General features: G+C 64.8%; 15 protein-coding genes. 9 read left to right on the top strand and 6 right to left on the bottom strand.

Features of this window, described 5'->3' with window-relative positions; all coding sequences use genetic code 11:
- Window positions 1-23 precede the first annotated feature (23 nt).
- Both AUL28_RS16270 and AUL28_RS16265 read right to left on the bottom strand, forming a co-directional pair.
- On the bottom strand, window positions 24-1,874 hold the full coding sequence (locus tag AUL28_RS16270) for an ABCB family ABC transporter ATP-binding protein/permease (protein ID WP_062222667.1): 1,851 nt from the start codon (window positions 1,872-1,874) through the stop codon (window positions 24-26).
- A gap of 320 nt (window positions 1,875-2,194) precedes the next feature.
- Window positions 2,195-3,454, bottom strand: coding sequence for a LysM peptidoglycan-binding domain-containing protein (locus AUL28_RS16265; protein ID WP_062234525.1), 1,260 nt, complete (start codon window positions 3,452-3,454; stop codon window positions 2,195-2,197).
- Window positions 3,455-3,774: 320 nt separating this feature from the next.
- On the opposite strand from AUL28_RS16265, the gene AUL28_RS16260 reads away from it, so the two are divergent.
- Complete coding sequence (locus tag AUL28_RS16260) at window positions 3,775-4,815, top strand: SGNH/GDSL hydrolase family protein (RefSeq protein WP_062234522.1); 1,041 nt, start codon at window positions 3,775-3,777, stop codon at window positions 4,813-4,815.
- A 29-nt stretch (window positions 4,816-4,844) separates the two neighbouring features.
- On the opposite strand, the gene AUL28_RS16255 is transcribed toward AUL28_RS16260, so the two are convergent.
- Window positions 4,845-6,020 carry an acyltransferase family protein gene (locus AUL28_RS16255; protein ID WP_062234520.1) on the bottom strand — a complete coding sequence of 392 codons (1,176 nt, stop codon included), beginning with the start codon at window positions 6,018-6,020 and terminating at the stop codon, window positions 4,845-4,847.
- Complete coding sequence (locus AUL28_RS16250; RefSeq protein ID WP_062234517.1) at window positions 6,017-7,057, bottom strand: acyltransferase family protein; 1,041 nt, start codon at window positions 7,055-7,057, stop codon at window positions 6,017-6,019. Before AUL28_RS16250 ends, AUL28_RS16255 begins: the two co-directional genes overlap by 4 nt.
- Before the next feature lie 152 nt (window positions 7,058-7,209).
- Between AUL28_RS16250 and AUL28_RS16245 the strand changes: the two genes are divergently transcribed.
- A complete protein-coding gene (locus AUL28_RS16245) occupies window positions 7,210-8,427 on the top strand; it encodes a glycosyltransferase family 4 protein (RefSeq protein ID WP_062234514.1) in 1,218 nt (405 codons plus the stop codon).
- Window positions 8,428-8,439: 12 nt separating this feature from the next.
- Here the strand turns inward: AUL28_RS16245 and rirA are convergent, their stop codons facing one another.
- The gene (rirA, locus tag AUL28_RS16240; RefSeq protein ID WP_058599826.1) at window positions 8,440-8,919 is read right to left on the bottom strand and encodes an iron-responsive transcriptional regulator RirA; all 480 of its coding nucleotides are present in this window, start codon (window positions 8,917-8,919) and stop codon (window positions 8,440-8,442) included.
- Between the two features lie 269 nt (window positions 8,920-9,188).
- On the opposite strand from rirA, the gene AUL28_RS16235 reads away from it, so the two are divergent.
- The 6 genes from AUL28_RS16235 (at window position 9,189) to AUL28_RS16210 (ending at window position 14,949) form a co-directional block, all read left to right on the top strand.
- Window positions 9,189-10,091, top strand: a complete 903-nt coding sequence (locus tag AUL28_RS16235; RefSeq protein WP_058599827.1) for an ABC transporter permease subunit — start codon at window positions 9,189-9,191, stop codon at window positions 10,089-10,091.
- A 5-nt stretch (window positions 10,092-10,096) separates the two neighbouring features.
- A complete protein-coding gene (livM, locus tag AUL28_RS16230) occupies window positions 10,097-11,560 on the top strand; it encodes a high-affinity branched-chain amino acid ABC transporter permease LivM (RefSeq protein WP_192843476.1) in 1,464 nt (487 codons plus the stop codon).
- Between the two features lie 2 nt (window positions 11,561-11,562).
- Window positions 11,563-12,570, top strand: coding sequence for an ABC transporter ATP-binding protein (locus tag AUL28_RS16225; protein WP_244493546.1), 1,008 nt, complete (start codon window positions 11,563-11,565; stop codon window positions 12,568-12,570).
- On the top strand, window positions 12,567-13,334 hold the full coding sequence (locus tag AUL28_RS16220) for an ABC transporter ATP-binding protein (protein ID WP_062234511.1): 768 nt from the start codon (window positions 12,567-12,569) through the stop codon (window positions 13,332-13,334). The genes AUL28_RS16225 and AUL28_RS16220 overlap by 4 nt, the downstream gene beginning before the upstream one ends.
- Complete coding sequence (locus tag AUL28_RS16215) at window positions 13,334-13,687, top strand: DUF6867 family protein (RefSeq protein ID WP_058599829.1); 354 nt, start codon at window positions 13,334-13,336, stop codon at window positions 13,685-13,687. The genes AUL28_RS16220 and AUL28_RS16215 overlap by 1 nt, the downstream gene beginning before the upstream one ends.
- Before the next feature lie 155 nt (window positions 13,688-13,842).
- Window positions 13,843-14,949 (top strand): branched-chain amino acid ABC transporter substrate-binding protein, encoded by a 1,107-nt coding sequence (locus AUL28_RS16210; protein WP_058636584.1) that lies wholly within the window; start codon window positions 13,843-13,845, stop codon window positions 14,947-14,949.
- Window positions 14,950-15,079: 130 nt separating this feature from the next.
- Here the strand turns inward: AUL28_RS16210 and xylB are convergent, their stop codons facing one another.
- A complete protein-coding gene (xylB, locus tag AUL28_RS16205; RefSeq protein WP_062234509.1) occupies window positions 15,080-16,540 on the bottom strand; it encodes a xylulokinase in 1,461 nt (486 codons plus the stop codon).
- Between the two features lie 203 nt (window positions 16,541-16,743).
- On the opposite strand from xylB, the gene AUL28_RS16200 reads away from it, so the two are divergent.
- The gene (locus AUL28_RS16200; protein WP_062234506.1) at window positions 16,744-17,601 is read left to right on the top strand and encodes a D-amino-acid transaminase; all 858 of its coding nucleotides are present in this window, start codon (window positions 16,744-16,746) and stop codon (window positions 17,599-17,601) included.
- Window positions 17,602-17,623 lie beyond the last annotated feature (22 nt).

Genomic DNA, 17,623 nt, shown 5'->3' with positions numbered 1-17,623 from the left:
CGTTGGCGCGCGAGCTTATGATCTCAAACCGTCTCGGTCGGTCGCTTGCGATCGAGAATGCCGAGCGCATCGGCCTCGCGGGCGCGGCGCAGCGTTTCTTCCGCTTCGCTTTCCTCGCGCTGCATCCGCCACATCTCGGCATAGAGGCCGTTGGACTGGAGGAGATCGCGATGCGAGCCGCGCTCCACGATCACACCGGCGCGCAAGACGATGATCTCGTCGGCATCGATGATCGTGGACAAGCGATGGGCAATGGTCAGCGTCGTGCGATGGCGGGAGACGAGTTGCAGCGCGCTCTGGATGTCCTGCTCGGTATGCGTGTCGAGCGCCGAGGTCGCCTCGTCCAGGACGAGGATCGGCGGGCTTTTCAGCAGAGTGCGGGCGATCGCCACGCGCTGCTTCTCGCCACCCGACAATTTCAGACCGCGCTCGCCCACCATCGTGTCGAACCCATCGGGCAGAAGCTCGATGAAGCGCGAAATCTGCGCGAGGTCCGCGGCCTTCTGGACTTCCTCGTCCGAGGCCGAGGGCCGGCCGTAGCGGATGTTATAGCGGATCGTGTCGTTGAAGAGCACGGTGTCCTGCGGCACGATGCCGATGGACTTGCGTACGCTTTCCTGCCGGACCTCCGAAATATCCTGACCATCGATCGTGATGCGGCCGGAATCCAGATCGTAGAAGCGGAAAAGGAGGCGCGAAATGGTGGACTTGCCCGCGCCCGATGGGCCGACGATCGCGACCGACTTGCCCGCCGGCACCTCGAAGGACACGCCGCGCAGGATCTGGCGCTCGGGGTCGTAGCCGAACCGCACGTCCTCGAAGCGGATCGCGCCCTGCGCCACGACCAGATCGGGCGCACCCGGCCGGTCCTTCACCTCCTGCCGGATATCGAGGAGGTTGAACATCTCCTCCATATCGGTCAGCCCCTGGCGGATTTCGCGATACACGAAACCGATGAAGTTCAGCGGCACGGAGAGCTGCATGAGAAGCGCATTGATGAAGACGAAATCGCCGATCGTCTGCGTGCCCGCGCGCACTTCCATCGCCGACATGACCATGGCGATGCCCATGCCGGCCGAGAAGATCACACCCTGCCCGAAGTTCAGCCAGCCGAGCGAGGTCCAGGTTTCCGTCGCCGCCTTTTCGTAGCGCGCCATGGAGCGGTCGTAGCGATCGGCCTCCATGGTCTCGTTGCCGAAATATTTGACCGTCTCGAAATTCAGGAGCGAGTCGATCGCCTTGGTGTTGGCGTCCGTGTCGCTGTCGTTCATCTCGCGGCGAATGGTGATGCGCCAGTCGCTCGCCTTGATGGTGAACCAGCCATAGAGCACCACCGTCGCGCTGATGACCACGAGATAGGACAGGCCATAGGAAAAGCCGAAAATCGCCGCCGTCAGCGCGAATTCCAGAATCGTCGGCAGCGTGTTGAGGATCGTGAACCGCACGATCGTCTCGATGCCTTTGGTGCCGCGCTCGATGATGCGGCTCAAGCCCCCGGTACGCCGCTCCAGATGAAAGCGCAGCGAGAGCTGATGCATATGAACGAAGGTCTGGTAGGCCAGGATGCGAACGGCATATTGGCCGACGCTGGCGAAGAGCGAGTCGCGCAACTGATTGAGCGCCACGGACACGACACGGGCGATGTTATAGGCGACGACCAGTGTCACCGCCCCGGTCAGCACCAGCGGGAGCCAGCCCTGCGCGGAGTTCACCCCGTTCAGCGCATCCGTCGCCCATTTGTAGAAATAGGGAATGCCGACCGTCAGGATCTTGGCGAGCACGAGGAAGAAGCTCGCCCAGAGCACGCGGCCGCGAAGATCGGGCCGCTCCTGCGGCCACATATAGGGCCAGAGATTGGCCAGCGTGCGCCACATGGCGCTGCCATCGCCGGACACGGCTTTCGGTTTTGTATCGGACAAGGAAGCGATCCATTCAGAAGGCAGCCCGCGCAAGGCTGCAGCAGCGGCTCTTGCGCCGCCCGATTTGGATCGGTTCTAGTCCTGTAGCCTTACGGAAACCAGTCCCCCAAGCCATGCCTTTGGTGAACGGACCGGCACGAAACTCTTGGCGCTTGTTTGGAAACTCGGGCGGGTCGGAGCGAGGGATGTTTCCCGCCCACCGTTTCGTTCCCATTTCAGCCGACGCCCAGGCATCGACGGCGTTCGGCCCCTTGCGGGATCCAAAGATGCGGCGGTCAACCGTCCTTTTCGGGAACGCGAAACACTTGGCCGGGATAGATGCGGTTCGGGTTGCGGATCTGATCGCCATTGGCGAGGTAGATCACTGTGAAGCGGCTGCCGCGCCCATAGGTGTTGCGCGAGATGCGCCAGAGCGTGTCGCCCTTGCGGATGATCACACGGGCATCGACCCGCTCCAAGGCCGGCTGCATGATCTGAGCTTGCGCGTCCGCCGTGGTCGCGGGCGCTTCCGCCTCCTGGGCGCTTCCTTCGGCCGGTGCGGTTGCCGGCTGAGCGTCGGCAGGCGCAATCGCGGCGAGAGGCGCTGTGTCGGGCCGGTTGAATGGCACCTCGACCCGCGCCACCACTTGGCCCGCCGCGTCCAGCTCGTCGGCGCGCACCACATGGTCCCCGACCGAAACGGGAGCGTTCGCGCTGGCGATGAAGCGATCACCCGCGCCGCCCATCGCCTCCGCGACGAACGTATCGTCGAGATAGACGTGGACCTTGGCGCGCTCGCGGGCCGCGCCCGCAATGAAGAGCTTGCCATCTTCGGCTTCAACAGCCTCGACGGACAGCGGTGCTGGCGGAGCTTTGGTCTCGCCGGCCGTCGGGGTCATGTCCGACGCTGCGGTTTGAGGCGCGTCCGCCGGAGGGGTTCGGCTCGAAGCCGCCGCCGCGCTCGGCGCCTGCGGCTTGGCGGCCGGTCCCTGCGCTTCGGGCTTCACCACGATTTCGGAGGCTTCGCCGGGCCGCTCTACCATTACGAGGAGCTCGCCCTCGCGACCCTTCTGTGGAACATTGACGATCGCGGTTTCCGCCCGCTCGGGGTCCGCCGGCTCGGCGGTGCCGGACAAAGCCAGCCGATGCTGGCCGACCGGCAATGTCAGATCGAGCGCGAACGCACCCGTCGCATCGGTCTTGGCTTCCGCCAAACGCTCGGAGCCGCTTTGCAGCGAGACGGTGCTGTTGGGCGCGGCGCGCCCGGCCACCACGGCCGCACCGTCCGGCTCCACCCGCACCACGTCGAAGCTCGGCGTGGCGGATGCCTCGGTGGTGGTAATCTGAGCGCCCGGCGCGTTCGGCTGCGCTGGTGTCGGCGCTTGGGCAACAGGCTTGGCCGCCGGCGCATCCGACGTCACGCCCGACGCAGAGCTCGCCACTGGCACGGCGTTCGTTGAACGGCTCGTTGGAATCTCGAACAAGCCGTAGTGCCAGCCGCCCGCAAAGGCCACTGCCGCCAAGGCCAGAACCGAAACTCCCAGACGCGCCTTCATCGAATCTCGCCAATTTGACCTAAAAAATTGATTACAAACACACTTTACCGTTGCTGGGCTGGTGCGGCAACGCTCCATGGCACAGGAAGGTTAGCGGGGGAAGCATCCGGCGCGTTTTGGGTGGCTGGCAAGCGATCTCCAAGAGGCCGGGACGATCGTGGCTCAGAGACCATCAACCTCCGCCAAATCGATCGACCCAAGATCGGCATGGCCTTCGAACCTGCCAGCCCCGCGATTTGGAAATGTCTCCCGAGCTTGCATGATGGCTTCATCCCGGCAAATCCTTCCAGTCGATTGCCTCTACACCACCCGGATCGCCCATGCTTCGCGCCCGCTCCCTCCTCCTGCGCCCTGCCTTCGGGCTTGCGCTCGCCATCGCCCTGCCGGTCGCGGCGCACAGCGAAACAGCCGAGCGTCCCGGGCGGTGGATCGGGCAGGTGGACGAGAGCCGGAGGCTTTTCGACTGGCCAGGCAGCGGAGCCGGTTTTGCGATCGAAGGATCCCGGCTTTCGGTGCGGCTCGACAATCAAGGCGAGAACAGTCTGGAAATCGTGGTGGACGGGGTATCTCGCAGGCTCGATCTTCGGATCGGCGAGCAGGATTATGAGATCTTCGACGGCACCCAAGGCCGCCACCAGATCAAGCTCCTGAAGCGCACGGAAGGCGATGTGGGCGCTGTCCGCCTCGTTTCAGCCGAGACCGACGGGCGCTTCGTCCCGCCCGAAGCGCCACGGCGTCGCATTCTCGTGATCGGGGATTCCATTTCGACCGGCTATGGCATCGAAGGGCGCGGGCCCGAATGCCTCGCGACGCCTCAGACACAGAACCAGATGCTGACCTATGCCGGCCAGACTGCGGCGGCGCTCGATGCGGAGGCGACGGTTCTGGCGGCTTCCGGGCGCGGGCTGGTTCGAAACTACAATGGCGCGACGGAGGGCACGATGCGCGATCTCGTGGACCGGGCGGTGCAGTCGGTAGCCGAGCCGAACCGCCCGGCACAGGGGCCGTTCGATCTCGTGCTGGTTCATCTCGGCACGAATGATTTCGTCAAGGACGGCGCACCGCCTCGCTTCGGAGAGGCGTATGAGGCCGGGCTGAGGACTTTGCGCCAACGCTACCCCGACGCCTCGATCTACGCTCTGATTGGCCCGATGCTCGCACCCGACCGGTTCGACGCCGCATCAAGGGCGATCCGGGGCGCGGTCGAAACGCGGCAGCGGGAGGGTGACCGACAGGTTCGTTTCCTCGCCTTTGCCCCGCCGCCCACTTCCTTCGGTTGCGCATGGCATCCCGGCGTCGAGGCGCAGCGCGGCATGGCGGAAAGGTTGATCGAGCGCGTGAAGGCCGATCAGGGCTGGTAACGTGGCACTGTCTAGGGCGCTGTACCAGATCAGCGGCTGGGTTGAGCCGCTTCGGCCGGCCGCCGGGACGCCATCGTGCCCCCCGACGCCAGACGTTTTCCGATGGCTTGGCCGGGACGCTCGATGAAGCGCCATGTGAGAGCCGAAACGGCGATCGTTCCCGACAGGATCAGAGCCAGAACGACGATCTCGCCGGTGAGCGTATCGGCCATGATCTTGGTACCGGGGGCGACCTCCACGAAGATCGGCCGGTGCCAAAGCTTCTCCGTCAGGGTCGCCGCGTTGGTCAGCCGCGCGATCACGAAGGCATGGGTCATGTAGAGGGAATAGGACAGGAGCCCGAGCAGCATGACGGGCCGCGATTTCAGGAGCCGGCTGACCCAGCCGCCCTCATGCGCCAGAACGAAGATCGCCGCCATAAAGACGAACGGCGCGGCGATGGAGAGTTTGGCCGTGCCGAACAGGCTGACGAAGCCGATCACATAGAGAACGGTCGCGAGTTCCAGCAGCGTCCAGCGCATGGTCGGAACCGGAGGCACGTCGCAACGCAGGCGCTCCCAGAGGAAAAGGCGCAGCAAGGCCCCCAACGAAAAGCCGACGAGGCACCGCAGCCAGCCATAATCCACATGCGCCTCGATATGGCCGAGCCGCACGAGAAGAAAGGCGCTGCCCGCCACGGCGAGGATCGGCAGGATGGCGCGCAGCCAGCGGGCGGCGCCCACGGCCAGAGCCGTGAAGATGATATAGGAGACGAACTCGGCGGAGATGCTCCAGCTCGGATAGTTCCAGCTGAGCTGGCTGACGAAGCCGAGCGAATGCGTCAGCAGCAAATTGTGCAGGAAGGTCTCGGGCGTCTGCGCACCTTCCCAGCCGCGCCCGCCGCGCATCATCAGTTCGAACACGAGAAACAGCATCAGCATCGCGACGTGTAGTGGATAGACGCGCCAGAACCGCGCCTGAATGAAATCGGCCCATCGCTTGCCCGCCATCAGCCGCGCCCCCCAGGAATGGGCGATCACGAAGCCGGACAGGACGAAGAAGAAATCCACGAAGAGAAAGCTGTGCCGCACGAAGCCGGATTGCCCGATGGGGCCGGCGATGGGCGCGTGCAGCAGAACCACCATGAGCGCGCAGAGGCCGCGACATCCGTCGAGCGCGTCGAAGCGCATATCACTGAACGGTTTCGCTTGGTTCGCTGCCGTCATTGGGGCTGCCCTACCATGACGCCGATCGGCGGCTTGCGTGCGAAATGGGTGCGGGCGGTCAGCCCGAGCAGCGGCTTTTCGACGAGGCGATAGCAGAGCACGCCGATCAGAGCGGACACGGCCGCCACGCTCGCGATGAAGACGAAACCGCCGCCTGTCATCATCGACCAGCCCTGCCCGACCCAGAGCTTGCCGAAGACCGGCAGAACGAGCGCGTGGGTGAGGTAAAGCGAATAGGACGCATCGCCCAGAAGAAGCAGTGGCCGCCACGCGGGCTTGGCCGCATCCCGCCGGCCGAGCGCCGCGCCGGCAACGATCAGGAGCGCCGGCAAGCCGGCCTTGACGAAGCGCGAGAGGTCCACCGGCTCCAGCCAGATCAGGAGCGCGAAGCCGGTGAGCGTCAGGAGAACGCCCGTGCCCGCCGCTATCCGAAAACCGGATCGGAACACCAGGGCGATGGCGATGCCCAGCGCAAATTCCAGAATGATCGCATCGGCGTAGAAAACCGGGATCGGTGCCCCGAGACGGCCGAGCGCCACGACCGCTCCCAGAACGCCCATGACGATCCAAGGTCTGATCACACGCGGCGCGAAGAGCGCGCTCGCCATGACGAAGTAGAAGGCCATCTCGTAGTTCAGCGTCCAGCCAGGAACGAGAACCGGAAAGATCGCATCGAGCTTGGGATGCTGCATCGGAATGAAGAGCAGCGAGGCCACGAGGTGACGCAGATCGAACACCGTGGAGGCGAGAAGCGCCGGTTTGAACAGCGCGATGGCCGCCACGAGCAGCGTCAGCGCCCAATAAAGCGGCGCAATGCGCAGGAGGCGCTTCAGCATGAAATCGAAGGGCTTGGCGTCCGACTTGTCGGCGGCGACGAAAATGATGAAGCCGCTGATCACGAAGAACACGTCCACGCCCAGCGCGCCGACGCGAAACGGATTGCCGAAACCGGTCTGGCGCTCCAGCATCTCGAACGCATGGAAAACCACGACCATGAGAGCCGCGATCCCGCGCAGATACTGAATGCGAATAATCATCGTCGCGACCGCCTCGACCAGACGCGCTCATGCTAGGATCGGATCCTTAACGACGGTTCAATGTCTGGCGCCTATTTCGCCCCCACCCCGGCCGAATTCGCGCCCTTTCCAAGCCGCGGCGACGCGTCAGATAAAGACAGATCTTACCACCCATGCCGCGTCATCGGACATTCCTCTTCATCCATCAGAACTTCCCCGGCCAGTTTCTGCATCTCTGCCGGCATCTGGCGCAGGACAATCGGGTCATCTTCCTGTCGCTTAAGACACCCAACCGGCTGTCGGGCGTTGAGGTTGAGGCCTATGCGCTTCATCGCGAACCCGATCCGCGCATCCACCCCTATCTGTCGGGTTCGGAGCGCGGGGTCCTCTACGGACAGGCCGTCGCGCGCAAGCTGATCCAGCTTCGGCGCCAGGGTATCAAGCCCGATCTGATCGTCGGGCATACGGGGTGGGGCGAGACGCTCTTCGTCAAGGACGTCTTCCCGGACGTTCCCTTGCTCAGTTATTTCGAGTTCTTCTACAGCGCCGACGGAGCGGATGTCGGCTTCGATCCCGAATTCCCATCCGATCCGGAGGTGAGGTTCCGGCTGCGCATCCGCAACCAGGCTATTCTCTCCTGCCTCGAGGCGACAGACCGGGGTCTGTCCCCGACGCTCTGGCAGCATTCGCGACTGCCCGAGGCCTATCGGCCGAAGGTGGCCGTCATCCATGACGGCGTGGATAGCGATGCCGTGCGGCCCGACCGTGAGGCGCGGCTGGAACTGCCCGATGGAACGGTGCTCGACCGCTCAAAGGCCGTCGTCACCTATGTCGCGCGCAATCTCGAACCCTATCGCGGCTTTCACGTCTTCATGCGGGCGGTCGCCTCGATATTGGAATCCCACCCAACGGCCCATATCGTGATCGTGGGCGGCGACGAGGTGAGCTACGGCCAGCGTCTGCCGAACGGCGAGAGCTTTCGCGAACGCGCCCTTCGGGAGGTCTCGCCCGACCCCTCGCGCGTCCATTTCACCGGGAAGTTACCCTATAACCTCTATCTCAGGCTGCTTCAGATTTCCTCGGCGCATGTCTATCTGACCTACCCGTTCGTCCTGTCCTGGTCGATGCTGGAGGCGATGTCGGCTGGCTGCCTCCTGATCGCCTCGCGCACCAGCCCGGTCGAAGAGGTCGTTCAGGACGGCGAAAACGGGCTTCTGGTGGATTTCTTCGATCCGGCCGGCATCGCCGAGAGAGTAACGGAAGCGCTACGCGAGCCCGCGCGCTTCGAGGCGCTGCAGGCGGCGGCGCGGCGGACCGTGGAGGAACGCTACGATCTCAAACGCGTCTGCCTGCCCGCGCAGCTCAAGCTGGTGCGGGACATGATCGGCTGAACCCGCAGGCTCTCAGTTCAGCGCGGGCGCCAAAGCGGGGGTCGGCGCGGCGACCGGCAGCGACAGGCCGAGGCGGTTGCGGATCGAGCCGCTCGAGTTGACGAGCGCTTCGATCGTGTAGCCGCCCAGCGTGGTGAGGAAGGCGTTCAGCGCGTCGCGCAACGCCGCGTTCAGAGCGCAACTGTCGATCAGCGGGCAGTCCACCGCGCCGGTCTCGAAGCACTCCGCCATGGCGAAGCTCTCCTCCGTCACTTCCACCACGGCGCGCAGCGTGATCGCGCCGGCGGGCTGCCCCAAGCGAATGCCGCCGTTGCGACCGCGCACCGTCTGGACGAAACCCGCCTCGACCAGCGGCTGGAGAATCTTGAAGAGGAAGAGTTCGGACACGTTGTAGGCCGCCGCGATTTCACCGACCCGGCTGAGACGGTCGTCATTGGCCGCGCAATACATGAGAATGCGGATGGCGTAGTTGGTCTGGCGGGTCAGGCGCATGGCGCACTCCTCGAAGGGCGCCGAACCGGTCGGCGAGCGCAGTCGTTGCAGGACTTATTAGAATAATTCCAAGTTCATGGGAAGCCGGCCCGTCGAATGTGACACTTCCGTGTCTTCCGCACTTGTTTTCCACGACCGAACCGCGTGCGACCATTGGCGAAGCGGGAACTGATTGCTAAGCCATTATTCATGCCTCTTCGTCAGGCAGACGAAATTCTCGCCGCTGCGCTTCGAGATCGAACGAAACTGGCCCGAAACAAAGGCGTTTCATGGATTATTTTCTCCAACAGCTCATCAATGGCGTCACGCTCGGGTCGATCTACGGCCTGATCGCGATCGGCTACACGATGGTTTACGGCATTATCGGCATGATCAACTTCGCCCATGGCGAGGTCTTCATGATCGGGTCGTTCATCGCCCTGACCGTGTTCCTGATCCTGACCGCGATCGGCCTGACCTTCCTTCCGCTGATCCTGCTTCTGATGGTCGTGGTCGCCATGATCTTCACCGCGCTCTGGGGTTGGTCCATCGAGCGCATCGCCTATCGCCCGCTGCGCGGCTCCTTTCGCCTCGCGCCGCTGATCACCGCGATCGGCATGTCGATCTTCCTGCAGAACTTCGTGCAGCTGGCGCAGGGCGCGCGCGTGAAGCCGCTGCCGCCACAGGTGCAGGGCAGCATCACGGTCATGGAGGGCGTGCAGATTTCCTACATGCAGATTCTGATCATCCTGACGACGCTCGTCCTGATGGCCGGGTTCACCGCGCTGATCACGCGCACACCGCTCGGCCGCCAGCAGCGCGCCTGCGAGCAGGACGCCAAGATGGCCTCGCTTCTCGGCGTCAACGTGGACCGCACGATCTCGCTGACCTTCGTCATGGGCGCTTCGCTGGCCGCCGTCGCAGGCACGATGTACCTTCTCTATTACGGGGTGATCGACTTCTACATCGGCTTCCTGGCCGGCGTGAAAGCCTTCACCGCAGCGGTTCTGGGCGGCATCGGCTCGTTGCCGGGCGCCATGCTTGGCGGCCTTGCGATCGGTCTCATCGAGACCTTCTGGTCCGGCTACTTCTCGGTCGAATACAAGGACGTCGCGGCCTTCTCGATCCTCGCGATCACGCTGATCTTCCTGCCCTCCGGCCTTCTCGGCCGCCCGGAAGTCGAGAAGGTCTGATCCCCATGGCATCGACACCCAACGTACCCTCCGCCTCGCCGGTCGGCGCCGAGCGCGAATTCGAAAACCAGCGGGACGCCGTCGCGGGCGAGCCGCCCTTCACGCCCGAGCCCGTCGTGCGGCTGTCCGTCGCACAAGCTTTGCGCGAAGCGGCGATCACGGCGGCCATCGTCGGTCTGCTGACGGTCTTCTTCGTCGCCGTTCGTAGCGACATCGCGCCGGGCGGCCTCGTCCTCTACACGCGCTGGGACCTCTGGCTGACCTTCGTCGCCATTGCCTTCGGTGTGCGCTTCGTCCTCAGCCTCGCCCTGTTCCAGCGCCGCGCGGCGGGCGTGTCCGGCAAGAGCAAGACCGCCAAAAGCGTCAAGGCGGCTGGCGGCTTCTCGATCGGCAAGGCGCTCAGCATCGTCTTTCTCCTGATCGCACTGGTGCTGCCCTTCCTCATCCAGGCGCTCTTCCCCTCCAGCGACCGCTATCTGATCGACCTCGCCATCCTGATCCTGACCTATGTCATGCTCGGCTGGGGGCTGAACATCGTGGTCGGCCTCGCGGGTCTTCTCGATCTCGGCTATGTCGCCTTCTATGCCGTGGGCGCCTATTCCTTCGCGCTTCTGGCGATCAATTTCGAGCTGGGCTTCTGGGTCTGCCTGCCCATGGCCGGCCTGTTCGCCGCCCTCTGGGGCATTGTGCTCGGCTTTCCGGTGCTGCGTCTGCGCGGCGATTATCTCGCGATCGTGACGCTGGCCTTCGGCGAGATCATCCGCGTCGTGCTGCTCAACTGGGGCCAGTTCACCGGCGGCCCGAACGGGCTTCTGGGCATTCCGCGCCCGACCCTGTTCGGACTGGAGTTCGGACGCGGCGAAGGCTCGTTCTCGGACTATTTCGGCATTCCCTACAGCAGCATTCACCGCTTCATCTTCCTCTACTACATCATCCTGGCGCTCGCCCTTCTCACCAATTTCGTGACGCTACGCCTGCGCAAGATGCCGGTCGGCCGCGCTTGGGAAGCCCTGCGGGAAGACGAGATCGCCTGCCGCGCGCTCGGCATCAACACGACCAATGTGAAGCTCACGGCCTTCGCCACGGGCGCGATGTTCGGCGGCTTCGCGGGCTCATTCTTCGCCACGCGCCAAGGCTTCATCTCTCCGGAAAGCTTCACCTTCCTGGAATCGGCGATCATCCTCGCCATCGTGGTTCTGGGCGGCCTCGGCTCGCAGCTCGGCGTCGTCTTCGCCTCGCTGGTGATGATCGGCGGCATCGAGCTGATGCGAAACCTCACCTTCATCCAGGACATTCTGGGCAGCGACTTCGACCCCGGCCGTTATCGCATGGTGCTCTTCGGCGTCGCCATGGTCGCAATCATGGTCTGGAAGCCGCGCGGCCTCGTGTCGTCCCGCCAGCCCTCGGCTGTCTATAAGGAGCGCAAGGCCATCGGTGCCGACATGGTGGCGCAGGGCGAGGGACATTGACCATGAGCGATCATTCCATGACCCCTGCCCTCGCCTCGGGCGAGCCGCGCCGCTGGCTCGACGATCCCGTCCTCACCGTGGAGCATCTCACGATGCGCTTCGGCGGTCTGACGGCGATCAACGATCTCTCCTTCTCGGTCGGGCGCGGCGACATCACCGCCCTGATCGGCCCGAACGGCGCGGGCAAGACCACGGTCTTCAACTGCGTCACCGGCTTCTATAAGCCGACCGAAGGGCGCATCTCGCTTCGGCGCGGGCGCGGCATCACGGACGAGGCCGTGGCCGAACTGACGCGCTCGGGCGCGCAGAGCCTCAAGACCCAACAGGGCGAAGTCTTCCTGCTGGAGCGCATGAGCGATTTTCGCATCACGCGCACGGCCGGCGTCGCCCGCACCTTCCAGAACATCCGCCTGTTCGGCGGCATGACCGTGTTCGAGAACCTCCTCGTTGCGCAGCACAACAAGCTGATGCGCGCGTCGGGCTTCACGATCGCCGGCCTGATTGGGCTGCCGGGCTACCGGCGGGCACGCGAGGCTGCGCGTGACGTCGCGGTGGACTGGCTGAAGCGCACCGCGCTGATCCACCGGGCCGACGATCCGGCGGCCGATCTCTCCTATGGCGATCAGCGCCGCCTGGAGATCGCGCGCGCCATGTGCACGGACCCGTCCGTTCTCTGCCTGGACGAGCCCGCCGCCGGCCTGAACCCGCGCGAGTCGGCGGAGCTGAACGCGCTGCTGCGCTCGATCCGCACCGAATTCGGGACGTCGATCCTCTTGATCGAGCACGACATGGGCGTCGTCATGGAAATCTCCGACCACATCGTGGTGCTCGACTACGGCAAAAAGATTTCCGACGGCACCGCCTCGGAGGTCCGCAACGATCCCAAGGTGATCGCGGCCTATCTGGGCGTGGATGACGAGGAAGTGGAAGCGGTGGAGGAGAAGCTGGAACGGGGCGATGTCGATGGGGCTGTCCAGAGCGCGCACGTGAGCGGAGGGACCCCGGCATGAGCACGATCGAACCGCTGACGACGCCGACCCTCGAGGCCACCTCGCGCCCGCTTCTGAGCATTCGCGGCGTCGAGACCTTCTACGGCAAGATCCAGGCTCTGAAGGGCGTCGATCTCGATGTGCATGAAGGCGAGATCGTCACGCTGATCGGCGCCAACGGCGCCGGCAAATCGACGCTCATGATGACGATCTGCGGCAACCCGCGCGCGCGCGCCGGGCAGATTCTCTATGACGGCGAGGACATCGCGCAGCTTCCGACTCACTCCATCATGTCGCGCCGCATCGCCCAGTCGCCGGAAGGCCGGCGCATCTTCGGCCGCATGACGGTTCTCGAAAACCTGCAGATGGGCACGACCCTCGTCGGCCAGGAGCATTTCGACAGCGACCTCAAGCGCATGTTCGAGATGTTCCCGCGCCTCAGCGAGCGCGCCTCGCAGCGCGCCGGCACCCTGTCGGGCGGCGAGCAGCAGATGCTGGCGATCGCCCGCGCGCTCATGGGCCGACCACGCCTTCTTCTTCTGGACGAGCCTTCGCTCGGCCTCGCTCCCATCGTCGTGAAGCAGATTTTCGAGGTGATCCGCGAGTTGAACCGCACGGAAGGGCTGACGGTCTTCCTGGTGGAGCAGAACGCGTTCCACGCGCTGCGTCTGGCCCATCGCGGCTATGTCATGGTGAACGGGCGCATCACGATGAAGGGCACGGGCCGCGAGCTTCTCGCCCGCGAGGAAGTGCGCAGCGCCTATCTGGAAGGAGGGCATCACTGATGACACCCGAAATGGCGCTTCTCTGGGAAGTCTCGCTGGTGGAGTTCCTCGTCGTCACTCTGGTGATCGGCGGCGGCCTGGCCTTCGCGGTCGGCCGCTCGACGGCGCAAAGCTGGAGCGGCTGGGGCTTTCTCGTGTTCGGCATCGCGCTTCTGACGATCGCGATCCGCTTCCTCCATTTCAGCCTGTTCCACGGCACGTTCTTCCTGCCGCCCGCCACGTTCGGCACCGCCCTGCATTATGGTCTGGTGGACTTCGTGGTGCTTCTGCTCTTCGGGGCCGCCGGGCGCGCCACGATGCGCTCGGCGCAGATGGCGCGGCAGTACCGCTTTCTATCGGCCGAGCGACGCTAGGTTCGACCGGACTTTTCGCGCAAAAAAGCGTCGGGAAGGCGTTTTGCCTATTTTCGACGCCCGCACCTTGGTCTTTAATCGCCGGACCGCAACGAATTGAAAACGCTCATGAAGAGCGAATCGCTGCGGGTCAGGTTTCAATAGGGAAGTTCGACATGAAAAAAGCGTTCCTGGCCGGCGTGGCCTTCAATGTGCTTCTGTCGGGCGCTGCCTTCGCCGACATCACGATCGGCGTCGCGGGTCCGATGACGGGTCAGAACGCGGCCTTCGGCGAGCAGCTCCGCATCGGTGCCGAGCAGGCCATTGCCGACATCAACAAGGCTGGCGGTGTCAATGGCGAGCAGCTGAAGCTCTCGGTCGGCGACGACGCCTGCGACCCGAAGCAGGCCGTCGCCGTGGCCAACCAGTTCGCCTCGCAGGGCGTACCCTTCGTGGCCGGCCATTTCTGCTCGGGCTCCTCGATCCCGGCCAGCCAGGTCTATGCCGAAGAAGGCATCATCGAAATCTCGCCGGCTTCGACCAACCCGGACTTCACCGACAAGCGCGCCGGCGACGGCATCTACCGCGTCTGCGGCCGTGACGATCAGCAGGGCGAAGTCGCCGGCAAGTACATCGCCGAGAACTACAAGAACGACGCGGTGGCCGTGCTCGACGACAAGTCGGCTTACGGCAAGGGCTTGGCCGACCAGACGATCAAGTTCATGGAAGCGGCCGGCAAGAAGCCCGCGATCGTAGAATCCTACACGGTCGGCGACAAGGACTTCTCCTCGCTCATCACCAAGCTGAAGCAGGCGAACGTCAAGCTCATCTATATCGGCGGCTACCAGACCGAAGCGGGCCTGATCGCCCGTCAGGCCAAGGAGCAGGGCCTCGACGCAAAGATCATGTCGGGCGACGCGATCGTGACCAACGAATACTGGGCGATCACCGGCAATGCCGGCGAAGGTACGCTCATGACCTTCTCGCCCGATCCGCGCCGCAACCCGCAGGCCGCGCCGATCGTCGCCGAGCTGGAGAAGCAGGGCAAGACCGCCGAGGGTTACGTCCTCTACACCTACGCCGCCATTCAGGCCTGGGCGGAAGCGGCCAAGAAGGCCGGCTCGACCGACTTCAAGAAAGTCACCGCCGTTCTCGACAAGGACACGCTGCCGACCGTCATCGGCGATCTGAAGTTCGACTCCAAGGGTGACGTGACCCTGCCCGGCTACGTGATCTATGAGTGGAAGGGCGGCAAGTACGACTACCTGTCGGCTTCCAAGTAAGCTGCATGGCCTTCCGGGCGCCGCTGCGGCGGCGCTCTTCGGCATCAAAAAACCCCGGCTGCGATGCGGCCGGGGTTTTTCGTTGGGGTGGATCGAGAAGGATGAAAGGGGGCTAGAGCCCCCCTCCGGCTTAATGACGGCGCGCAGCTTCTTTCAGCGCGGGATAGATCGCCTGATAGCGCTGATGCGCAGCGGCGAAGGATTCCACCAGGGAGGTGTCGGGCTCGAAGCGGGCCGAGATCGGCGGATCGACCATGACGCTAGCCGGATCGGCCCCGGTCGCCGCGCAGAGGCCAAGGCGGGCGGCACCGAAGGCTGCGCCGAAATCGCCGGCCGCCGGCAGCGCGATCGGCGTTTCCAGAACGCTCGCCATCATCTTCAGCCAAAGCTCCGAGCGCGAGCCCGCGCCGACCGCGATGAGCTGGCGCACCCAGGAGGCGTTCGGGGCCGCATCGAGGCAATCGCGGATCGAGAAGGCGACGCCTTCCATCACGGCGCGCGTCATGTCCTCGCGCGTCGTGTCGGCTTGCAGGCCGATGAACGCACCGCGCACGGCCGAGTCGTTGTGCGGCGTGCGCTCACCCGAGAGATAGGGCAGGAACAGAAGCCGGCCCGGCGCTTTCAGCTCGCTGCCGACGGCCGCCGTCAGATCACCGGGCTTCTCCTTCAGGACATGCGACAGCCATTCGATGGAGCCCGCGGCCGAGAGCGTGACGCCCATCTGGTGCCACAGGCCGGGAATGGCGTGGCAGAAGGTGTGGAGCGCGGTATCGGGCACGGGATCGTAGCCCGCGCTCGCCGTGAACAGGACGCCCGAGGTGCCGAGCGAGAGGAAGCCGGTGCCCGGCCGCGTGACGCCGACGCCGCAGGCCGAGGCCGCGTTGTCGCCGCCGCCGCCCGCCACCACGGTGCCCGCCTTCATGCCCCAGCGCGAAGCGAGTTCCGAGCGCAGCGTGCCGCTGACTTCCGTGCCTTCCACGAGGCGCGGCATCTGCTCGACCGTCAGCCCCGTGCGCTCCAACATCTCGGGCGACCAATCGCGCGCGCCGGTGTCGAGCCAGGACGTGCCGGCGGCATCCGACATCTCGGCCACGGCCTCGCCGGTCAGCCACAGGCGCAGATAATCCTTCGGCAGAAGAACGCGGCGCACCTTGGCGAAGATCGCGGGCTCATGCCGCGCGACCCAGAGAAGCTTCGGGGCGGTGAAACCGGGGAAGACGATATTGCCGGTGATGCCGCGCGATTCTTCGTCGTCCAGTTCGTCCGCCTCGACATGCGAACGCGTGTCGTTCCAGAGGATGCAGGGTCGCAGAACCTCGTCACCCTCGCCGATCAGCGTCGCGCCGTGCATATGACCGGACAGGCCGATACCTATGACACCTGCGAGCAAGGAAGGGTCCTTGTCGTTCAGTTCCGCGATCGCAGCCTCGCAGGCGGCGATCCAGGAGGCCGGGTCCTGCTCCGACCAGCCGAAATGCGGGCGTTCCACCGTCAGCGGCGCCGTGGCGCTCGCCAGCGGCTTCTGGTTCTCGTCGATCACCAGCGCCTTCAAGGAGGACGTGCCGAGATCGAGCCCGAGATAATGACCCATGTGAAAGCGAAGCCTCCGAAACCCCGCTTCCCGAGCGGGCGAATGATCGTCCAGGGGCTCGGGGGACAGCCGTCTGGCCGCATCGCGGCGCGGCGCCTCCCCTCGCCTCGCTCCATTCCATAAGGACTTTTCTTCCCCGATGCGACTCTTCGCGTTACAGGACGGGGTCGAAAACCATTGGCCTGATGTCGAGGAGTGCCCCCGTGAGCCGCATCGTCTATGTGAACGGCACCTATGTTCCCGAGGCCGAGGCCAAGCTGTCGGTCTTCGACCGGGGCCTGCTCTTCGCCGATGCGGTCTATGAGGTGACGGCCGTGATCGACGGCAAGCTGCTCGACTTTCCCGGCCATATGGCGCGCCTGCGCCGCTCGCTGGCCGAGCTTCGCCTGCCCTCGCCCGGCAGCGACCAGGAGATCCTCGCGATCCACCGCGAGCTTCTCGCGCGCAACGCCCTCATTCAGGGCCATATCTACCTCATGGTGACGCGTGGCGAAGCGGACCGTGATTTCGTCTGGCCGAAGGATGGCACGCCGCCGAGCTTCGTCCTGTTCACGCAGAAGCGGGATGCGATCGAAACGCGCGAAGCGATCGAAGGTCTGCGCGTCATCACCGTACCGGATCTGCGCTGGGGCCGGCGCGACATCAAGACCGTGCAGCTTCTCTATCCCTCGCTTGCCAAGATGGAGGCCAAGAGCCGTGGCAAGGACGACGCCTGGATGGTGGAAGACGGCACGATCACCGAAGGCACATCCAACAACGCCTATATCGTGACGCAGGACGGCACGATCGTCACGCGTGCGCTGGGCCATGACATCCTGCACGGCATCACCCGCGCCGCCATCATGAAAGTCGCTGGGGAACTGGCGCTACACGTGGAAGAACGCCCCTTCACCTTGGCCGAAGCGCAGGGCGCTCGCGAGGCCTTCATCACCTCGGCCGGCGCGTTCGTGACGCCGGTTGTCGAAATTGACGAGACGCCGATCGGGGACGGGCGTCCGGGCCCGATCGCCCGTCGGCTGCGGACGGCCTATCTGGAAGCGGCCCTCGCGCAAGCGATCTGACGAAGCCGTCTCGACGGCCGGT

It is taken from the genome of Aureimonas sp. N4, from assembly GCF_001463925.1.
Taxonomy (GTDB): domain Bacteria; phylum Pseudomonadota; class Alphaproteobacteria; order Rhizobiales; family Rhizobiaceae; genus Aureimonas; species Aureimonas ureilytica_A.
The sequence above is the reverse complement of the archived record's forward strand: the minus strand, read 5'-3'. Positions and strand labels throughout refer to the sequence as shown.

Bases quoted from the DNA above. Each gene is read 5' to 3' on its own strand.
- AUL28_RS16245 (WP_062234514.1), top strand. From the start codon at position 7,210: ATGCCGCGTCATCGGACATTCCTCTTCATCCATCAGAACTTCCCCGGC.
- AUL28_RS16215 (WP_058599829.1), top strand. From the start codon at position 13,334: ATGACACCCGAAATGGCGCTTCTCTGGGAAGTCTCGCTGGTGGAGTTC.
- livM (WP_192843476.1), top strand. From the start codon at position 10,097: ATGGCATCGACACCCAACGTACCCTCCGCCTCGCCGGTCGGCGCCGAG.
- AUL28_RS16235 (WP_058599827.1), top strand. From the start codon at position 9,189: ATGGATTATTTTCTCCAACAGCTCATCAATGGCGTCACGCTCGGGTCG.
- AUL28_RS16265 (WP_062234525.1), bottom strand. From the start codon at position 3,454: ATGAAGGCGCGTCTGGGAGTTTCGGTTCTGGCCTTGGCGGCAGTGGCC.
- xylB (WP_062234509.1), bottom strand. From the start codon at position 16,540: ATGGGTCATTATCTCGGGCTCGATCTCGGCACGTCCTCCTTGAAGGCG.
- AUL28_RS16210 (WP_058636584.1), top strand. From the start codon at position 13,843: ATGAAAAAAGCGTTCCTGGCCGGCGTGGCCTTCAATGTGCTTCTGTCG.
- AUL28_RS16220 (WP_062234511.1), top strand. From the start codon at position 12,567: ATGAGCACGATCGAACCGCTGACGACGCCGACCCTCGAGGCCACCTCG.
- AUL28_RS16270 (WP_062222667.1), bottom strand. From the start codon at position 1,874: ATGTGGCGCACGCTGGCCAATCTCTGGCCCTATATGTGGCCGCAGGAG.
- AUL28_RS16225 (WP_244493546.1), top strand. From the start codon at position 11,563: ATGAGCGATCATTCCATGACCCCTGCCCTCGCCTCGGGCGAGCCGCGC.
- AUL28_RS16250 (WP_062234517.1), bottom strand. From the start codon at position 7,057: ATGATTATTCGCATTCAGTATCTGCGCGGGATCGCGGCTCTCATGGTC.
- AUL28_RS16260 (WP_062234522.1), top strand. From the start codon at position 3,775: ATGCTTCGCGCCCGCTCCCTCCTCCTGCGCCCTGCCTTCGGGCTTGCG.
- AUL28_RS16255 (WP_062234520.1), bottom strand. From the start codon at position 6,020: ATGACGGCAGCGAACCAAGCGAAACCGTTCAGTGATATGCGCTTCGAC.
- rirA (WP_058599826.1), bottom strand. From the start codon at position 8,919: ATGCGCCTGACCCGCCAGACCAACTACGCCATCCGCATTCTCATGTAT.